This is a genomic window from Peribacillus sp. N1, from assembly GCF_054600815.1.
In genome coordinates this window covers 782365-797916 of record NZ_BAAHZO010000002.1, presented here as the reverse complement: position 1 = coordinate 797916, position 15552 = coordinate 782365, and the positions used below count along the sequence as shown (strand labels likewise).

Here is a 15552-nt window from a genome sequence, read left to right as displayed (position 1 = left end):
GGAGAGGAAATCAATGAGTTATTCAACTTTCAGTGAAAAGCTTTCAACCATTACTGCAATTAATATTGTACCGTTTGAAAAGGAAACAAAGGCGATTAATTGGAAAGGGTTGGAGGAGAATATTCAATTTCTGCTCAAGCACGGAAGCGAAGTGATTGTACCAAATGGGAACACTGGTGAGTTCTATGCTTTGACCCTAGAGGAAGCAAAAGACATAACAAAAGAGGTTGTCCGCCTGGTAGATGGAAGGGCGACTGTTGTAGCAGGTGTCGGTTACGCTGCGGACATTGCGATAGACCTGGGAATTGAAGCTCAAAAAGCCGGTGCTGATTGCGTTATGATCCATCAACCGATTCACCCGTACATTACAGAAAAAGGTGCAGTACAATATTTTAAAAAAATCATTGATGCACTGGATATCCCATCTATAATCTATTTTAAAGATCCAAACCTGAGTGATAATGTCCTAAAAGAATTATCATCTTTGGAGAAACTTGTTGGAGTCAAATACGCTATTAATGATTTACCGAGATTTGCAAAAATTGTTTCAGATATACCTAAAGAGCACAATCTAGCTTGGATTTGCGGTACAGCAGAAAAGTGGGCTCCATTTTTCTTTCATGCTGGTGCAGTTGGATTTACTTCTGGACTGGTGAATCTATATCCGGCAAAATCATTTGAATTATTAACAGCATTGCGTCAAGGCAACAAGGAAATAGTGTGGAAAGCCTGGCATGAGATATTGCCATTTGAGGATCTTAGAGCAAAATATAACAACGGCAATAATGTCGTTGTGATTAAAGAAGCTATGGAACAATTGGGTCTAACTGCCGGTGTAACTAGGGAGCCCGTTTCTCCTTTAGGTGAGCCGGACCAAAAAGAAATATACAACATTCTTAAATCATGGAATTTACCTTTTGAAAGTGTACACTTTTAAGTTACATCCTGGTGAATTTGGCTAAACTCAATTTTTTATTCATTTGCCTGCCTTGTTGACAAGTTTATAGAAGGAAACGACCTCGTTTTTAATTTATAACAGTTCGGACATAATATACTTGGAGGTGAAGGAAATGAGTAAAAAGACAGGAAGAGGTCGCATCGCACCAAGTGTTAACCCGCAGGGACATGGAAAAGATGTGGAATTCTCCACAGAGCCAAAAAGCGAGCTTGAAAACAAGGCAAAAAAGTCCAATACAAAATAAGCGTATTGGTCAAAATTATGGTCATACTTTATAAAGAATGCCCTTCTCTTAATGGAGAGGGGCTTTTATAATCTAAAAGAAGGCTCAATCTGCAGATGATTGAATATCCAACCCTATTTCGTATCACTCCTCGTTTTTTGTCGATGAATCATACGTTTTTGAAGAAGTGGAATGTGAAAGAATAGAAGGATGTGGTTACCGTTAAAAAAATACCAAATACATATACCGCTATGCTAATATGAAAGACTGAGCTTAAAAAATGGAGAGGAGTTACATATGAAAATAAATCGATTAATAGCGAACAATATAAACCATTTAGATTCATCACTGCCAGACGACCAATCATTAGGAATTGCTGGATTATCAGGTTCCGGGAAGACGACTTTTTGTCAAACCATTGGTGAAGAATCCAAGAAGCGTCTCGTTTCCTTATTGCCCAAGTCTGAATATCAGTATTTATTTCCTAATATTATGGAAACCAACTTCAGTGCCATCAAGATGGAGGAAATGCCGCTGGTCCTTTTTCTCGGCAAATCATCCATTTCAGCCAATCCCCGTTCGACCATTGGCACACATACTGGTGTGTTTAAAGAGATTCGTGTTTGTCTTGCAGAAAAATTCAATCTTTCTCCGGAAGTTTTTTCATTTAATAATGCTTTAGGCTGGTGCCCCACTTGTAAAGGACGCGGTACGACGAAAAATGTCGAATGTCCAAAGTGTGAGGGGAAGCGCTACAATCCAGAAGTCGAGCAATATACGATTGAATTATTAGATCGCCCGCATACTATTTCCGATATTAACAACTTAAGCATCGAAACGATCCTTTCACTCTCAGAGACCTTACATATTAGTGAAGCTAAACAGCATATTCTCCAAAATATAATCAATATGAATATTGGTTATTTAGGCTTGAATCGTATTATGGGGACAGTGTCTGGGGGAGAATTAACCCGGCTTTATTTGGCCGAATTCATGGCAACAAGTGAAAATACCGTGATCATCATCGATGAAATCTCCGTCGGTCTTGATCATCAAACCCTTTTGAAAATTTTGGAACAGATTAAGCAATTAGGTTATAAAAATCAAATTTGGCTCATTGATCATTCAGATACGGTGCTGGATAGCACTGATGACCAATTGTTCTTTGGACCCGGCAGCGGAAAATATGGCGGGAAAATCGTTGAGGAATCACCGCGGCCCAAACCAATCAGCTGGAAGCGAAATGAAGCAGCACCAACGGAATACTATCAATTTCAGGATCTTTACTGCCGTAATATTCAAATGGAAGAAATCCGGATTCCCAAGAATAGACTCGTTACCTTTACGGGTGAGTCAGGCTGCGGTAAATCTACACTAGTCAATGAATGTATCTCTATAGATTTTCATAAGCGGTATCCAAAGGATAAGCTGGTCATGGTCGGGCAGGATCGAAACAAATCGATTACAAGTCGTTCAACCGTTGCGACGTTTCTTGATATTAAAAAGAAACTAACCAAATACAGTGATGAAATTGATGATATTTTTCAGCGTTCGATCGAAGATATCATTGAAGAATTGCCAAAAGAAGACATCGCTCATAAACGCTTGAGCTTATTGATCAAACTTGGGCTTGGTTATTTGACGTTAGAAAGAAAAACACAAACACTATCGACGGGTGAATTTCAATGTGTCCACTTAGTTTCCGAGCTGTTTGCGAAGACAAGAAATCCGCATACGCTGTTCATTTTTGACGAGCCTTCAAAAGGGTTATCGCAAAATATTTTAAACCAATTCATTGATAGTGTCAGAGTCATTCTAGATGATGAATCCGTCTCCATCATCATGATTGAACATAATGCCTATATGCTGGAAAGCTCGGATTATATCGTTGATTTTGGTAAAAGACAGCTAACGCCTGTCCAGCATCTTGACGTTGTCAGTCATGATGATTATTATCGTCACAAAAACAGTGACGATCAAGTGGAGCCATTGCAAATCTCTTCCACACTTCGGTCAAAAAATGGCATCAATTATTTACAGGAAAATCATCTGGACTATTTCAAAAAGGCTGAGAACGTCTATAAGGGCGGCATTTTAAAAAGCTTATCACCAATCGCTCGTGTGATTTATGGGGAGTACGAGTCAGACACGATTGCACCTGTCATCGCCATTGACCTTGAACGGCACTTGTACAGTCAATATACGTTTCTTTATGAATTGGGCGGAATGATCAACCATATAGTGGCTGCACATCCGACCAATAAGGATACAAGAAGCTTTGATTTCTATTCTGCAGAAAATCATTGTCCGAGCTGTTCGGGACGCCGGGTCATTGAAAAATTCGATTTCGATGTAGTCATACAAGACAAAAACGTGACATTCTGGGATGGTTTATTACATCCGGACGTGATGGAGGTATTAAAATATTATCAGCATTCAAAACTGCAATTCCTGTTTGATGAGATCAAGAATGAACTCGGTCACGACATTAGTAAAAGCTATAATGAGATGACAGATGCCGAAAAGCATACCTTCTTATATGGGTATTGGGAAAAGTCCTTTTACGATAAAGCGGGCAAGGCATCGCGAATTTGGGAAGGATTCAATTTCATCATAGGGCGTTATATCTTCGTATCGAAATCAATCATTAAAGAGCAGATGAAAGAAACAAAAGAGATGATCGACTGTCCAGTCTGTCAAGGAACGGTTCTCAAACATCATAAAAAGCTGATTTTTGGTGATACGGACATTCGCGAGCTCATCCAACAGCCAATTGATCAAGTCATCAAAATTGTAGGAAAGCTGCCGGAACTGGAAAAACTAAAAGCGATTGTGGGCGGCGATATCGCACTCACTGATGATGTCTCATTCCTTCCACGTGAAACAAAAGCGGCATTGAAAATGCTTGAGCTCGAACTAGCAAGCTTTGTCGGCTATGAAGTGGTTTTACAAAATACCCAGCCATTCTGGGACAGCATTAAAGGCAATATCGAAGCAATCAGCAGCAAAAACCAGATCACCATCTGTGACTTTGCCAATATTAACGAAACAAGAGAAACCATTATTGATAAATATTTCACCAATGGCAAATACAAAAAACTAACCTATGTCTATGAAGCATTCGGCTACAAAAAAATCGTTACCCAAATCAATAAAATTAAAGCAAGTCATAAATGCCCATTCTGTAATGGCAAGAAAGTCATTTCAGAAGACAACATCCATGACGGTGTGTATAAATTAACGATCCCTTGTGTGAGCTGTCATGCCAGTGGCATCGATGATGAAGGTCGTAAAGAAATCGTCGAAAGCATCGAAGTACAAACCTGGCTGACAGGGAAAGTAAAGGATGTCGTGGCTGAAAGTGAACGTACCGAGGCCGTTGCAGATATCCCCATTTTCGCCCGGATTCGTGAATTGAACAAACGAGACATGATGGCGGTTTATCAATGCCTTGACCAGAAAAAATAAAGCAAAAAGTCCGCTGATAATGGCGGACTTTTATTTTGCGGACATAAGGGGCTAAGAGTCTAATAGTGAGGTGAAGGTCGAAAAAAATTCGCAAGCGGTCGAATATAGTGCAGGGTAGGTCGAATACTAAGCGGGGTAGGTCGAATACTGAGCGTGAACGGTCGGATACTATGTGGTTTAGGTCGAATAATGTGCGTGAACGGACGAAAAGTGTGTGGTTTAGGTTGATAAACTGCGTCATTGACCCAAAACAGTGCAGACAGTCGGCGGAAAGTGATTTAAAACAAAGTTGATTGGAACGGAAGGTGCGAGACTCCTGCGGGAAAAGCGTGTCCAAGGGAGACCCCGCAGGCGCAAAGGCGCCGAGGAGGCTCCCGGACCGCCCGCGGAAAGCGAGTGCCTGGAGTGGAAATCAACGGTCAAATATTAAAAACCTAAAAAACCTTAGACAAACTAAAAGTCCGCCGTAAATGGCGGACTTTTTTTATATGAGAGTTATTTTGCAGAATAATCTTCATGATAAACGGGAAGTGTTATTGAAATCGTTGTTCCCCTATTCAAAGCGCTAGTTATATGAAGTGTACCATTCATCGTTTGGATGGTCTTGACAGCCACCATTGATCCCAACCCAGTCCCTTTTTCTTTGGAACTGTAATAAGGCTCGCCAAAACGATTTATTTGCTCCTTGTTCATTCCCACTCCATTGTCACTGATTTCGATAATGATATCGAAATTATTTACATAAGAAACAATATTAAGTTCCCCGCCGTTTGGCATTGCCTCTATACCATTCTTGATGAGGTTTAGGAAGCATTGCTTGAAATGTTGAATATTCCCCCTAGTAATGCCTGGAGCCAACTGTTCAGATATAGTAACTAAATTCATGCTAGCCAATGGTTTGATCATTTCAATTACATACCCTATTTCACGGTTAATTGAAATATTATCCACTTTCTCAAGTGCAGGTTTTGCAAATGCTAAGTATTCACTAATTATGGATTCTGCACTATTAAGCTCCCTGACAACATGCTCTATATATTGTTCTTTTACTTCCTGAGTCAGATCAGGAGTCTTTAGCAGTTGAACAAATCCTTTCACAACCGTTAAAGGATTTCTAACCTCATGTGAAATGCTGGCTGCAAGCTGACTGACTACCTCCATTTTTTCAAGCCTTATCATTTGTGTCCGGATTAAAATGGCATCCTTTAAAATTTCCATGATATAAACAGCTAAACCAATAATGAAAGGAGGGAGGATGATAAAGTAAAATACATACGCCTCCGTTATTTGAAAATAATCAGACATAGCGAGTGAAATGAAGCTCGTTAGTATTCCAAGAAACAAAATTAATAGTATCGAGCTATTAAGCTTATTTTTTCGATTGAAATTTTTGAATTTGGAAGAAAATAGAGCCGTTATAATAAAGATTACGATATATACAATTAACGTAAGTAAATTAAAGCCATAAAAAGCAAACCTAAAAGTTAATATGATGACTAACAGAGCAGCCCCTACAGGCCAACCACCATAAAGGGTCCCTATTATAAAAGGAATTTGCCTGAGATCGTGGACACAATATTCATCGATATAAATAGGAAACTTCATACATAAAATAATAGGGATGCTCATGCATGCAGTGATAAGGGTCCTGACATACTGACTTAACCTTTTGCCATGATCTAATAAAATGTAATAAATCAGAATACTTACTAATATATAAAAAAGATTATCTAATATGTTTTGATTGATATAAATAAAATTCATAGGATTCTCCTGAAAAAGTAACCGTTTGGTTTATTATACAAGAATAACACCAAAAAAGAGAATCTTAATAAGTAATTTATTTACAGAACGACATTTAAATTCAAAATAATGATCATTAAGTACGCCTTTTTAGGAAAAATGAATTTATTAATAAAGTTTGTCGTTAGATTGTTATATAGGGATGGATGAAGTGAATAATGTGACTTTGTAATTGGGCTAAAAAGGTTATTATAAATATTGAATTTCAACATTCTTGAAATGTTATAATTGCTGTTACTTCATAAAGGTTAAAACATTAAACATCGTATAAGCATAAGCATTAAGAGGTAGTGAAAGTGAAGAAAGAAAAAAACTTATAAATTATCCAAATAACAGTTTGAGCAAATTTTGGAAAATTTAATAGAAGAAGGAAAGGGGGAATGACTAGAACAGAAGTGAATCGAAGCTTCTTTAAAGGTAAAATTTTCTAGAACAGTGCTTGACATAATTATTAAGGATTTACTTTCTAACGAATTTATAAAATTGGATGGAAAGTCCACTAGGAGCTAAAATGACAGTTCAGAAAATTACACATCTAAATTAAATCCTACTACTTTAACGAATCACTACCTAAGAAATTAGCAGTCATCATGGCCTCAAGCTTCCTGGGATTTACGATTTAAATACGAACTTTGTAAAAGAATAACTTCAGTTATTAAAACGATAAATACTAATATTTTAAAGGGTTTAAAACTTGTTTTGTTTGTTTTAGGGTTTTATTTTTTGGGGGAAGTAAGAAATTAACGAAATCTTTTTAAATAGAGAGGATGCCAAAAAGTTTATGAGAAAAATAGAGCGAATATTTGACCTATTTGTAATTTGTTTACCCTTATTTATTTTGATTTGGATGCTTGTTATTCATTCTCCCACAGAATTTGTTTCTATGATTTTGGAGTTTAATTCCAACATGCACTGGTCAGAGAAAAGGGTTGGGCTGTATGCCATATATTTTATTGAAATTTTTATGATTGCTACTTTGTGGGACTTTGTGATCTTAAGGCTCTCTAATGTTGTATATTCTCTATATACCGAATTAACAGAACGATTTATCAGGAAAAAATGGATACTTATAAAGTTAATAAGATTTTATTATGGTTTTCAAAAGATTTATTATTATCTTAGACTAGGAATCATCCAAATTTCAATTAGAAGTAAGCCCAAACTTATTGACGATCTTACTGCCCCCATATTTACTGATTGGTTAAAATTCTTTTTCAATTTGTTTAAATCTACTTATTCCATATTAGCGGCTCTATTGACACTTTTAACATTTAATTACTCTATTATATATGGTGGCTTAGAATCGATAAAAGACCAATGGGACAATTTGTTTTTTTTATTATGGAGTAACTCTTCGAAATTATCCGCAGTTGTTGTTGTTGTTTTATTAATTTTTTTATTGTATTTTGTGAGTCGCTATGGTGTTACAAGAAGGGCAATTGCTCAAGCAAATAAAAAGAAATTAGAAGATGTTATCCAATTATTTAGAGAATTAGAAAAACCTGTGCTTGATATCATCTTAAAAGGGTCAAAGAATCTAGAATATGCTTTGAATTGTTATGAGTCTATTTATGAGTCTTGGACATTAAAAAAGTATAAAACACTTGAGAACCAAAAAAGGACTGAAAGTTTAAGAAGCATAGACTTTGATTTTTTATTTGATGATATTACTGAATTAAATGATTTGATTAAAAAACTTGAAGCAATAAATAAATCAGAGAATAGAATGTTTGGTATCTGGTACACAAATTATAAATTTGAGTTAAGAAGATTTATAAATATTACTAGATTAAATCAATTAGAGTATTACGAGAGAGTATTGTTTACAAAAAAAGGATTTAACAAAATGTCTAATGTAAATCAAAATCGACAAGTTATGAAAATAGATGAAAAAAGGCTAAGTGAAGAATATGCTTTTAATCAGTATAAGTTGAATATGAATATTATTGATGGGTTAGAACTTCTATACGCCTTTTATAGATATATTGAAGTAAGTAATAAAATACTTCATATGGATTCAGACAAAGTAGGAAGAGGAATAAGACTTTTTACTGGTAAGGAGTAAATAAGCAAAGTGTTTAAGTGAAAGTTGAAACGATTTGAAGAAATTCTAATGTGCGAAAAGGGGGCGGTTTGAATGTCAACTCCTCGTGGGAACAATAAGGCAACAAAAAAAATTGGTTGATTTAAGAGAAAGGCGTACGGAAGCTCCGGTTAATAATTTGGCACGCGTGAATTAACTAATAGAATGTCCTTATTGTGCAGCAAAAAAGGGTAGAAAACTACTTAAAAAGTTACTTATATGAATTAAATAAGCCTTCCAATAATGATAGGCAGAGAATACATGGGGTAACCAAAGAGTAATTTGGCCATCTGAATAGCTCAACCTGTCCATTATCTGTTCTAAAGCAGCGTATGCGTACTTCGCAAAAGAAAACACTATGACCCGCTTCCTGCAATCTTTTAGCGTTATCAGTTAATAAATGTGATTTACCTATTCCCGCATCTCAATAAATCAATAGTTCAATGCAAAAGGAATAGTAAGAGGGTTTGTTAATGATGTAGTATACTATTTGAAGAGTCAGCCTAGAGCAGTCTTTCGATACTTGCTTCTTTTGCTTTATTAATATTATATGAGTAAGATTTAAGCCAACCAATTCGTCGATGTTTCAGGAACATCAAGTAAGGATTTATCAGTTGAAAATTTGGTTTTACATAATAAAGGAAATATAATAGAGGCAGAGGTGATTTTCATTGAAAAAATGGACAAAAGAAATAGAAATAAATGCCCCAATTGAACAGGTATGGAAGTTTCTTGATGGTTCTGTAGAAAATATGCAAAAAATCATGCCTCAAGTAGTTGAACAAAAGCCGGTTAAAATAACGGAAGAAGTGGTTGGAAGCGTATATCGTCAAACATATAGAGAAGGGAAACGAACAGAAGAGTATGATATAGAAACATTGGAATATTTGAATGAGACAAATGAGAAAAAGCTTAAAGTAGGATTTATACTTGCAAAAATGTTTGATATTACCGCTTTATATGAACTAAATAAAATCAATGACAATAGAACTTCCTTTACATATACAGTCACCAGTCGCCCATTAAAGTGGTTTTTGAAATTACTTTTAGTATTTGCCACCGATAAAGTGGTCGTTGAATTTTTAGATCGTGTCAAAAAGGTAGCTGAAGCAGAAACAAGTGGATCATGAATTTATTAAGTTAATCCAAGATCGACACAGCAACGCAGATATTAAAAGAATCCATCTTTATTCAAGGTGGATTCTTTTTTATTTGTCGTGAATTAATCTTTCAACCCTTGGTACTGTCAGGTTCTTTTATTTGTGGCAAGAAAGGTATAACGTGAGAGGGTCACAGAAAAGATTCCATATGTGAAAATCCTGAATTCAATTTTGGGATATTTCAATCTGAATTTTTGGTTATTATAGCATTATGATAAAGCGTCTTATACCGCTGCTTATAAGAAATACTAACAGGAAGAATAGGAATGAAAACGATGGGTAAGAAAAAGGTTCAGTTGATAGCTTCGCTATTATTTATATTTAGTCTTTCTTTGATAGTTTCAGCTTGTTCTAATTCCAAGAAAGATGTAAGCAATGTAAGTTCGGAGGATAAAAAAAATCTAAAGGTAATTCAAATGGATGGTACTTTTGTTATAAATGTGGATGATCCAAAAGAAACTGTAGGCGATGCAGATTACGTTTTTATAGGCAGAGTCGATGAAGATGTTGACACTCTATACAAAGATCCTGTAACAATTAAAACTAGTGACGGTGCTAAAGAGGTTTCAACACCGTATACAAATTACCAAGTTACTGTCCTGCAAAATATAAAGGGTGATTTAGTTACAGATACTTCCATACCTATTCAAAAGGCTGGAGGGATAAATGAAGATGGCTCTTCTGTTGTTTTGTATGAAGATGATACATTACCGGAAGAAGGAAAATCATATGTGTTTTTAGCGTATGCACAAGATGATGGTTCATTATTAGTATCAGGTCCAAATTCGAATGAATACGTTGAAGGTATTAAGCAAGATGTGACTAGTGAAAAAATGGAAAAAGGTAAAGCTTCTTTGAACGAGGAAGCCACAGAGGTAGTTTCTGAGTATGAAAATGCATATGAAAATGAAATACCTACAGATAGAGACCGTTCAGAATCTGAATTTGATAAAGAGCAATAAAAATTGAAAAGCAGGTGCATTAAGGGTAGCAGGTAAGGTAGTTAATGATAACATTAAAATAAGAGGTATGTGCATTATGAAGCAATGAGAACTTCAAACTCTAAGGGGCTATGGGTTGGTCCAGGTAGATCTAGATCGAAAGCAATTTCAAGATTAAAAAGTGGATTAGATACTTGGAGTATTGGCTCATCAAATGCACTCAGTATAGCAAAAGGTGCTTCACCAACTGGACAATATAGATTTGATTCAGCACATACTGCTGGTAAAGGAAAACGTACATTTGCACATTATCATCCTCATGAATATGGTACCCACTCATTCTACGGAGGAGGTAAGCTCTGGTGATTTATCAAATTAATTTATAAAGGAGGTATTCTATGGAAAAAAACGGCTTCGCAAATTTATTCCCTCCTAAAAGAATTGAGGAAGTAGCTTACATATTAGAGCATGATTTAGACGGAATAGAGATTCCTAAAGAAGATGAACGTATAAAATATATACTGGCTGATCCTTATGCTCCAGAAATGAAGCTAATTAAAGGAGTATATTTAATCTATAATAAAACGATACTAGAATTACTCATAGGAAAAATTCATTCTATTAATAGCTATGAATTTAAATACCTTAAGAAAAAGAATAGAAAGATTTCAGATACAGACATAGAATATGCACTGGACATGGCAACAATTGTAGTACTTGCAAGCACAAATAATAAAATACTCACGACCTATTTTATTAGTGGTTCTGCTGAAAAACTAAACAGTATATTAAACTTATGTATTGGCTACTCCAAAGATTTAGAATACGATGAATATAAAGCTAGTTTACAAAATTTTAAAAAGGATATTGAAATAGTTAGTCAGATGGGATTATTAGATAAAATACTTGGAAATGATTCTGGCGTAAGTTAGTAATTAAAGATTCTGTATATTAAATAGTTAAACACACCCAGGTACTTTTATGGGTGTGTTTTTGTTCGGTCTCCACTAGTAACTACATCCAATGTCATTTTTATTCAGAAATTTCTTTAGCACACTCTTCATGCCAAGAAGGACTATTCCAATCATAACTAGTTCAGGTAAGTGTCCTCATTCATATAAATATAGAATAACCTGATGAAATGTTCCAGTAAATGTAAAGCTACTATATTCGTCGGTTATTTGGCATTAAAAATAGAAACGATGGATCGTTAACCATTAAAATAGCCGCAAAGAATGGTGATGTTCACCAAGTCTCGGCGGCTGGTTTTTACAAAGGTCTTTATTTATCGGCGAATGGTATGGCACTGATCATGGTGGTCGGCACTACAGACGCATGATTTTCATCCATTGCTACATACAGCTTCACTGCTAACTACTTCAATAATTAATATTCAGCTTAGCGACTTAATGAAGTAGTTGGAAAAGAATAGGTCATCATAAGTTCCTTCTGAATTTAACTCAAATAATAGACCGCAACATGTACGATTTTCTGTTATACCTCAATCTCCATCCCGATGTTCCGTTCTTTCGATTGGCGGTAAACACCTTTTGCGACAGCGAGGTCAAAATAAGCAGCACCGACCGATTTAAAGAAGGTAATTTCCTCTTCGTTTTCCCTGCCTGTTTTGGTCAGCATAACAAGTTCATAGAGCTCACCGTGAATATCATTAAACGACCAATTTCCCTGATTGGCTGCAGAAATGAGTTCTCCTGCTTCATCCTTCACGCCCGCCAAATCGTCGACGATAATTTTAGCAGCGCGTGAAACGGTGGTATTATCCACTTCTTTCATATCCGGCAAATACGACCCGACCCCGTTAATGTGTGTGCCCGGCTTTACATCCTGCCCATTGAATACTGGCTCGTTCGAGCGGGTTGCACAGCAAATGATATCTGCTTGACGAACAGCTGCTGAGACATCCTCGAAAACTTCAAAAGGAACGGTTACTCCGAATGCGCGCAGCTTTTCTCCGAATTTATCCGCTTTCTCTCGTGTACGATTCACTAATAAAATGCGTTCAATGTCCCTTACGGCTAACACACCGATTGCTTGTTCAAATCCCATAGCTCCCGTTCCGATGATCGTGAGAACCCGGGCATCTTTACGAGCAAGAAAGTCCGTGGCAATACCGCTCAATGCCCCCGTTCTGAGACGTGTTAAATAGGAGGCATTCAACAATGCTAAATGTTCGCCATTTTCTGCATCTGACAGCATGATGACTCCTTGTGTTGTGGCCATCCCCCTTGAAGGATTCTTTGGAAAAATGGTAACAACTTTGACCGCCGAAACTTCTTCAGATAAATCAGCGCTTGGCATGTAAAGTGCCGATGCCTCGTGTTGAGGGAAAGCAAGTACCGTGCGATGAGGGTTGTCTATACTTTGAGCACCGTGTGCACGTAATACGGCCTTTACATCCGATATTGCGTCCTTCATTCCATATGATTGTTGAATTTCCTTTTCATTTATAACCAACATTCAATTGACCTCCTTGAAGTAAAAAACCATAGATTACATGGCGCTAGTATTATGCGTTTCGTCTAATTTCTGATTGCTGCGATCCTTAACTGCCCAAATCGCTGCTAGTGACAGGACAGATGCAAAAATAATATAGATGGCGACAGGAACATAGGAGTTATTAAACCTATTAAGTAAAGCCGTTGCAACTAGCGGCGCTGTTCCTCCTGCCAGAGCTGCTCCGATTTGATAACCAAGCGTGATGCCGGTATAACGAATCCTTGCATCAAAAATTTCCGAGAACATCGTTCCAAGAACAGCAGTGATGGGAGCCCAAATAACCCCTAAACCTATCACTGTTGCAATGATTAATAGGAGTACTGATTTTTGCTGCAGCAACCAGAAGTATGGGAATGCAAACAGTGCCATCCCAATCGTTCCGCCTATAAACAGCTTTTTACGGCCAATTGTATCGGATAACATCCCCATGAATGGTATTAAAATTGTCGTTATAATTGTCGCAATCATGACTGCAGTCAATGTAGCTGTCCGTGAGAAACCGAGATTTGCAGTAGCATATGATACGACAAATGTGCTGAAAATATAAAATGGCGCTGTTTCTACCACTTTGGCTCCCACGGCGATAAGCACTTCACGCCAATAATTCTTAAGAGTTTCTACAATCGGCAGCTTTGGAACTTCTCCGGATTCCTTTACTTTTTTGAAAGACGGAGTTTCATCAATTCCTTTACGAATCCATAGGCCAAAAAATACAAGCAAAGCACTAAAAATGAATGGTATACGCCATCCCCAAGTCATGAATGCGTTTTCAGGAAGCAGTGTCATAATAGATAAGGCAACGGTTCCAAGCAGCATTCCTATAGTAACACCCATCTGAGGAATGGCTCCGAACAAGCCCCGTTTTTCAGCGGGAGCATATTCAACGGCCAATAATAGCGCGCCTCCCCATTCACCGCCAATTCCCAGACCTTGAACTAAGCGCAACGTGATTAATAAAATCGGCGCCCAAATACCAACGGCTTGATACGTAGGAAGAAGCCCCATCCCAAATGTTGCGACCCCCATTAAACTAAGTGTTATAACAAGTGTTTTCTTTCTCCCGATGCGATCGCCAATATGACTAAAGATCACTCCGCCAAAAGGGCGGATGAAGAATGCTAACGCAAAGGATGCATAGGAAAGCAACAGCCCTATTGTCGGATCCTCATTCACGAAGAATAGCTGGTTAAACACGAGAGCTGCAACGGTTCCATATAAAAAATAGTCAAACCACTCAATCGAACTTCCGACTAAACTCGCAATTAAAATTCGCCGCATTTGTTTCTTCTCCATCTTGAGTCACCCCATTAAAATTGAAGTGTCACTTCAATTTATTATTTCCTTCATTGTAAATAATTTTAAATTTTCTGTCAATTATTTTTTTAATGACGGAACATTCATCAAAATTTGTACTGTATAATGTAGCTAGATACTATGTAAAAAAAGGGGGCATCTCTATGCCTTTTGATTCAATCGGGGAAAAAATGAAGTCATTGAGGAAAGAGCGAAAACTAACATTAAAGTGCCTTGCTGAACAAACAGGCGTTTCGATCAGCTTTTTATCACAAGTAGAACGAGGAAAATCAAGCGTCACATTAGAGTCATTAAAAAAAATCGCCGATACATTAGATGTCAGCCCAAGCTTCTTTTTTTCTGAGGACCGCTCCCAAGAAAATTCAGATTACAATCATGAACAATTTCATTATCAGAATTTATCCAGCGGCATTCGTGATGCTGTTTTTTCGCCTATTCTAGTCACGTTAAAGCCAGGGGAGAATAAAGGAAGCGCTTTTTCTCATAGCGGACATGAATTCTTATTCATTATCGAAGGGAAGTTAACAGTGGAAATAGAGGGGGAAAGAATAGAACTCCATGAACAGCAGTCGTTCATGTTCGATGCTAGAAAAGCCCATTACTGGTTTAACTTCTCGGATCAAATTGTCCGGTTTTTGGTGGTGTCGTCGAAATAACGTCACGGTATATGTCCAGTTAACGAAATAGGATGAAGCGATTGGCGGTCAGTTATCCGATTCAAACGTGCTTTGTACCGATTCATGGCGGGCATTCAGTTCCTATGCCAATTCAAAAGGTTTAGACCATTACCGGATTCAAGTCCGACGGGAAACAGCGTGTGAAAGACGTTTACCACATTCAGAACGTGAACAGCTACCATAGCCGACTCAAACGTTGAATTGACCGCATCAACGGCGTAGCAACCAAGTATCTTCAAAATTACTTGGCTTGGTTTCGCTACTTAGACAGCAAGGAATATAGGAACACAACGTCGAATAAGAAAAATATGTTGGTCGCCTCTTGTCTGTTTACTGTAAATGAAACAAACATTAAACTTCGACGAACGGCTTCTTATTGATGGACTAATCGGTAAAAATATGAAATTT

Annotated in this window: 11 protein-coding genes and 1 pseudogene; 9 read left to right on the top strand and 3 right to left on the bottom strand. The window is 37.1% G+C overall.

Going from position 1 to position 15552, the window contains the following annotated elements; genetic code table 11:
- Positions 1–13: 13 nt before the first annotated feature.
- The 3 genes from ACYP5M_RS12335 to ACYP5M_RS12325 all read left to right on the top strand — a co-directional run bounded on the left by ACYP5M_RS12335 (position 14) and on the right by ACYP5M_RS12325 (position 4649).
- Complete coding sequence (locus ACYP5M_RS12335) at positions 14–937, top strand: dihydrodipicolinate synthase family protein (protein ID WP_452444437.1); 924 nt, start codon at positions 14–16, stop codon at positions 935–937.
- A 133-nt stretch (positions 938–1070) separates the two neighbouring features.
- Entirely contained in the window at positions 1071–1202 is a 132-nt protein-coding gene (gene sspL, locus ACYP5M_RS12330; RefSeq protein ID WP_061464729.1) for a small, acid-soluble spore protein L, read from the top strand.
- A 276-nt stretch (positions 1203–1478) separates the two neighbouring features.
- Positions 1479–4649, top strand: a complete 3171-nt coding sequence (locus tag ACYP5M_RS12325; RefSeq protein WP_452444438.1) for an ATP-binding cassette domain-containing protein — start codon at positions 1479–1481, stop codon at positions 4647–4649.
- A gap of 495 nt (positions 4650–5144) precedes the next feature.
- On the opposite strand, the gene ACYP5M_RS12320 is transcribed toward ACYP5M_RS12325, so the two are convergent.
- Positions 5145–6413, bottom strand: a complete 1269-nt coding sequence (locus ACYP5M_RS12320) for an ATP-binding protein (RefSeq protein WP_434167763.1) — start codon at positions 6411–6413, stop codon at positions 5145–5147.
- An 820-nt stretch (positions 6414–7233) separates the two neighbouring features.
- On the opposite strand from ACYP5M_RS12320, the gene ACYP5M_RS12315 reads away from it, so the two are divergent.
- The 4 genes from ACYP5M_RS12315 to ACYP5M_RS12300 all read left to right on the top strand — a co-directional run bounded on the left by ACYP5M_RS12315 (position 7234) and on the right by ACYP5M_RS12300 (position 11568).
- Complete coding sequence (locus ACYP5M_RS12315) at positions 7234–8517, top strand: hypothetical protein (RefSeq protein ID WP_452444439.1); 1284 nt, start codon at positions 7234–7236, stop codon at positions 8515–8517.
- A gap of 689 nt (positions 8518–9206) precedes the next feature.
- Positions 9207–9665: an SRPBCC family protein gene (locus ACYP5M_RS12310; RefSeq protein ID WP_434167761.1), complete on the top strand. Its 459-nt coding sequence runs from the start codon at positions 9207–9209 to the stop codon at positions 9663–9665.
- A 296-nt stretch (positions 9666–9961) separates the two neighbouring features.
- Positions 9962–10657 carry a cell surface protein gene (locus tag ACYP5M_RS12305; protein ID WP_434167760.1) on the top strand — a complete coding sequence of 232 codons (696 nt, stop codon included), beginning with the start codon at positions 9962–9964 and terminating at the stop codon, positions 10655–10657.
- Between the two features lie 377 nt (positions 10658–11034).
- Entirely contained in the window at positions 11035–11568 is a 534-nt protein-coding gene (locus ACYP5M_RS12300; RefSeq protein WP_434167759.1) for a hypothetical protein, read from the top strand.
- A gap of 562 nt (positions 11569–12130) precedes the next feature.
- Here ACYP5M_RS12300 and ACYP5M_RS12295 read toward each other — a convergent pair.
- Positions 12131–13114: an ornithine cyclodeaminase family protein gene (locus ACYP5M_RS12295; protein ID WP_434167758.1), complete on the bottom strand. Its 984-nt coding sequence runs from the start codon at positions 13112–13114 to the stop codon at positions 12131–12133.
- Positions 13115–13147: 33 nt separating this feature from the next.
- A complete protein-coding gene (locus ACYP5M_RS12290) occupies positions 13148–14446 on the bottom strand; it encodes an MFS transporter (protein ID WP_434167757.1) in 1299 nt (432 codons plus the stop codon).
- 164 nt (positions 14447–14610) lie between these two features.
- Between ACYP5M_RS12290 and ACYP5M_RS12285 the strand changes: the two genes are divergently transcribed.
- Both ACYP5M_RS12285 and ACYP5M_RS12280 read left to right on the top strand, forming a co-directional pair.
- Positions 14611–15123, top strand: coding sequence for a helix-turn-helix domain-containing protein (locus tag ACYP5M_RS12285; protein WP_434167756.1), 513 nt, complete (start codon positions 14611–14613; stop codon positions 15121–15123).
- A gap of 31 nt (positions 15124–15154) precedes the next feature.
- Positions 15155–15524 (top strand): annotated as a pseudogene (locus tag ACYP5M_RS12280) (IS1595 family transposase); the annotation flags it as partial.
- Between the last annotated feature and the right edge of the window lie 28 nt (positions 15525–15552).

Coding starts and splice junctions, on each gene's coding strand:
- ACYP5M_RS12285 (WP_434167756.1), top strand. CDS start 14,611: ATGCCTTTTGATTCAATCGGGGAAAAAATGAAGTCATTGAGGAAAGAG.
- ACYP5M_RS12295 (WP_434167758.1), bottom strand. CDS start 13,114: ATGTTGGTTATAAATGAAAAGGAAATTCAACAATCATATGGAATGAAG.
- ACYP5M_RS12305 (WP_434167760.1), top strand. CDS start 9,962: ATGAAAACGATGGGTAAGAAAAAGGTTCAGTTGATAGCTTCGCTATTA.
- ACYP5M_RS12320 (WP_434167763.1), bottom strand. CDS start 6,413: ATGAATTTTATTTATATCAATCAAAACATATTAGATAATCTTTTTTAT.
- ACYP5M_RS12335 (WP_452444437.1), top strand. CDS start 14: ATGAGTTATTCAACTTTCAGTGAAAAGCTTTCAACCATTACTGCAATT.
- ACYP5M_RS12290 (WP_434167757.1), bottom strand. CDS start 14,446: ATGGAGAAGAAACAAATGCGGCGAATTTTAATTGCGAGTTTAGTCGGA.
- ACYP5M_RS12325 (WP_452444438.1), top strand. CDS start 1,479: ATGAAAATAAATCGATTAATAGCGAACAATATAAACCATTTAGATTCA.
- sspL (WP_061464729.1), top strand. CDS start 1,071: ATGAGTAAAAAGACAGGAAGAGGTCGCATCGCACCAAGTGTTAACCCG.
- ACYP5M_RS12300 (WP_434167759.1), top strand. CDS start 11,035: ATGGAAAAAAACGGCTTCGCAAATTTATTCCCTCCTAAAAGAATTGAG.
- ACYP5M_RS12315 (WP_452444439.1), top strand. CDS start 7,234: ATGAGAAAAATAGAGCGAATATTTGACCTATTTGTAATTTGTTTACCC.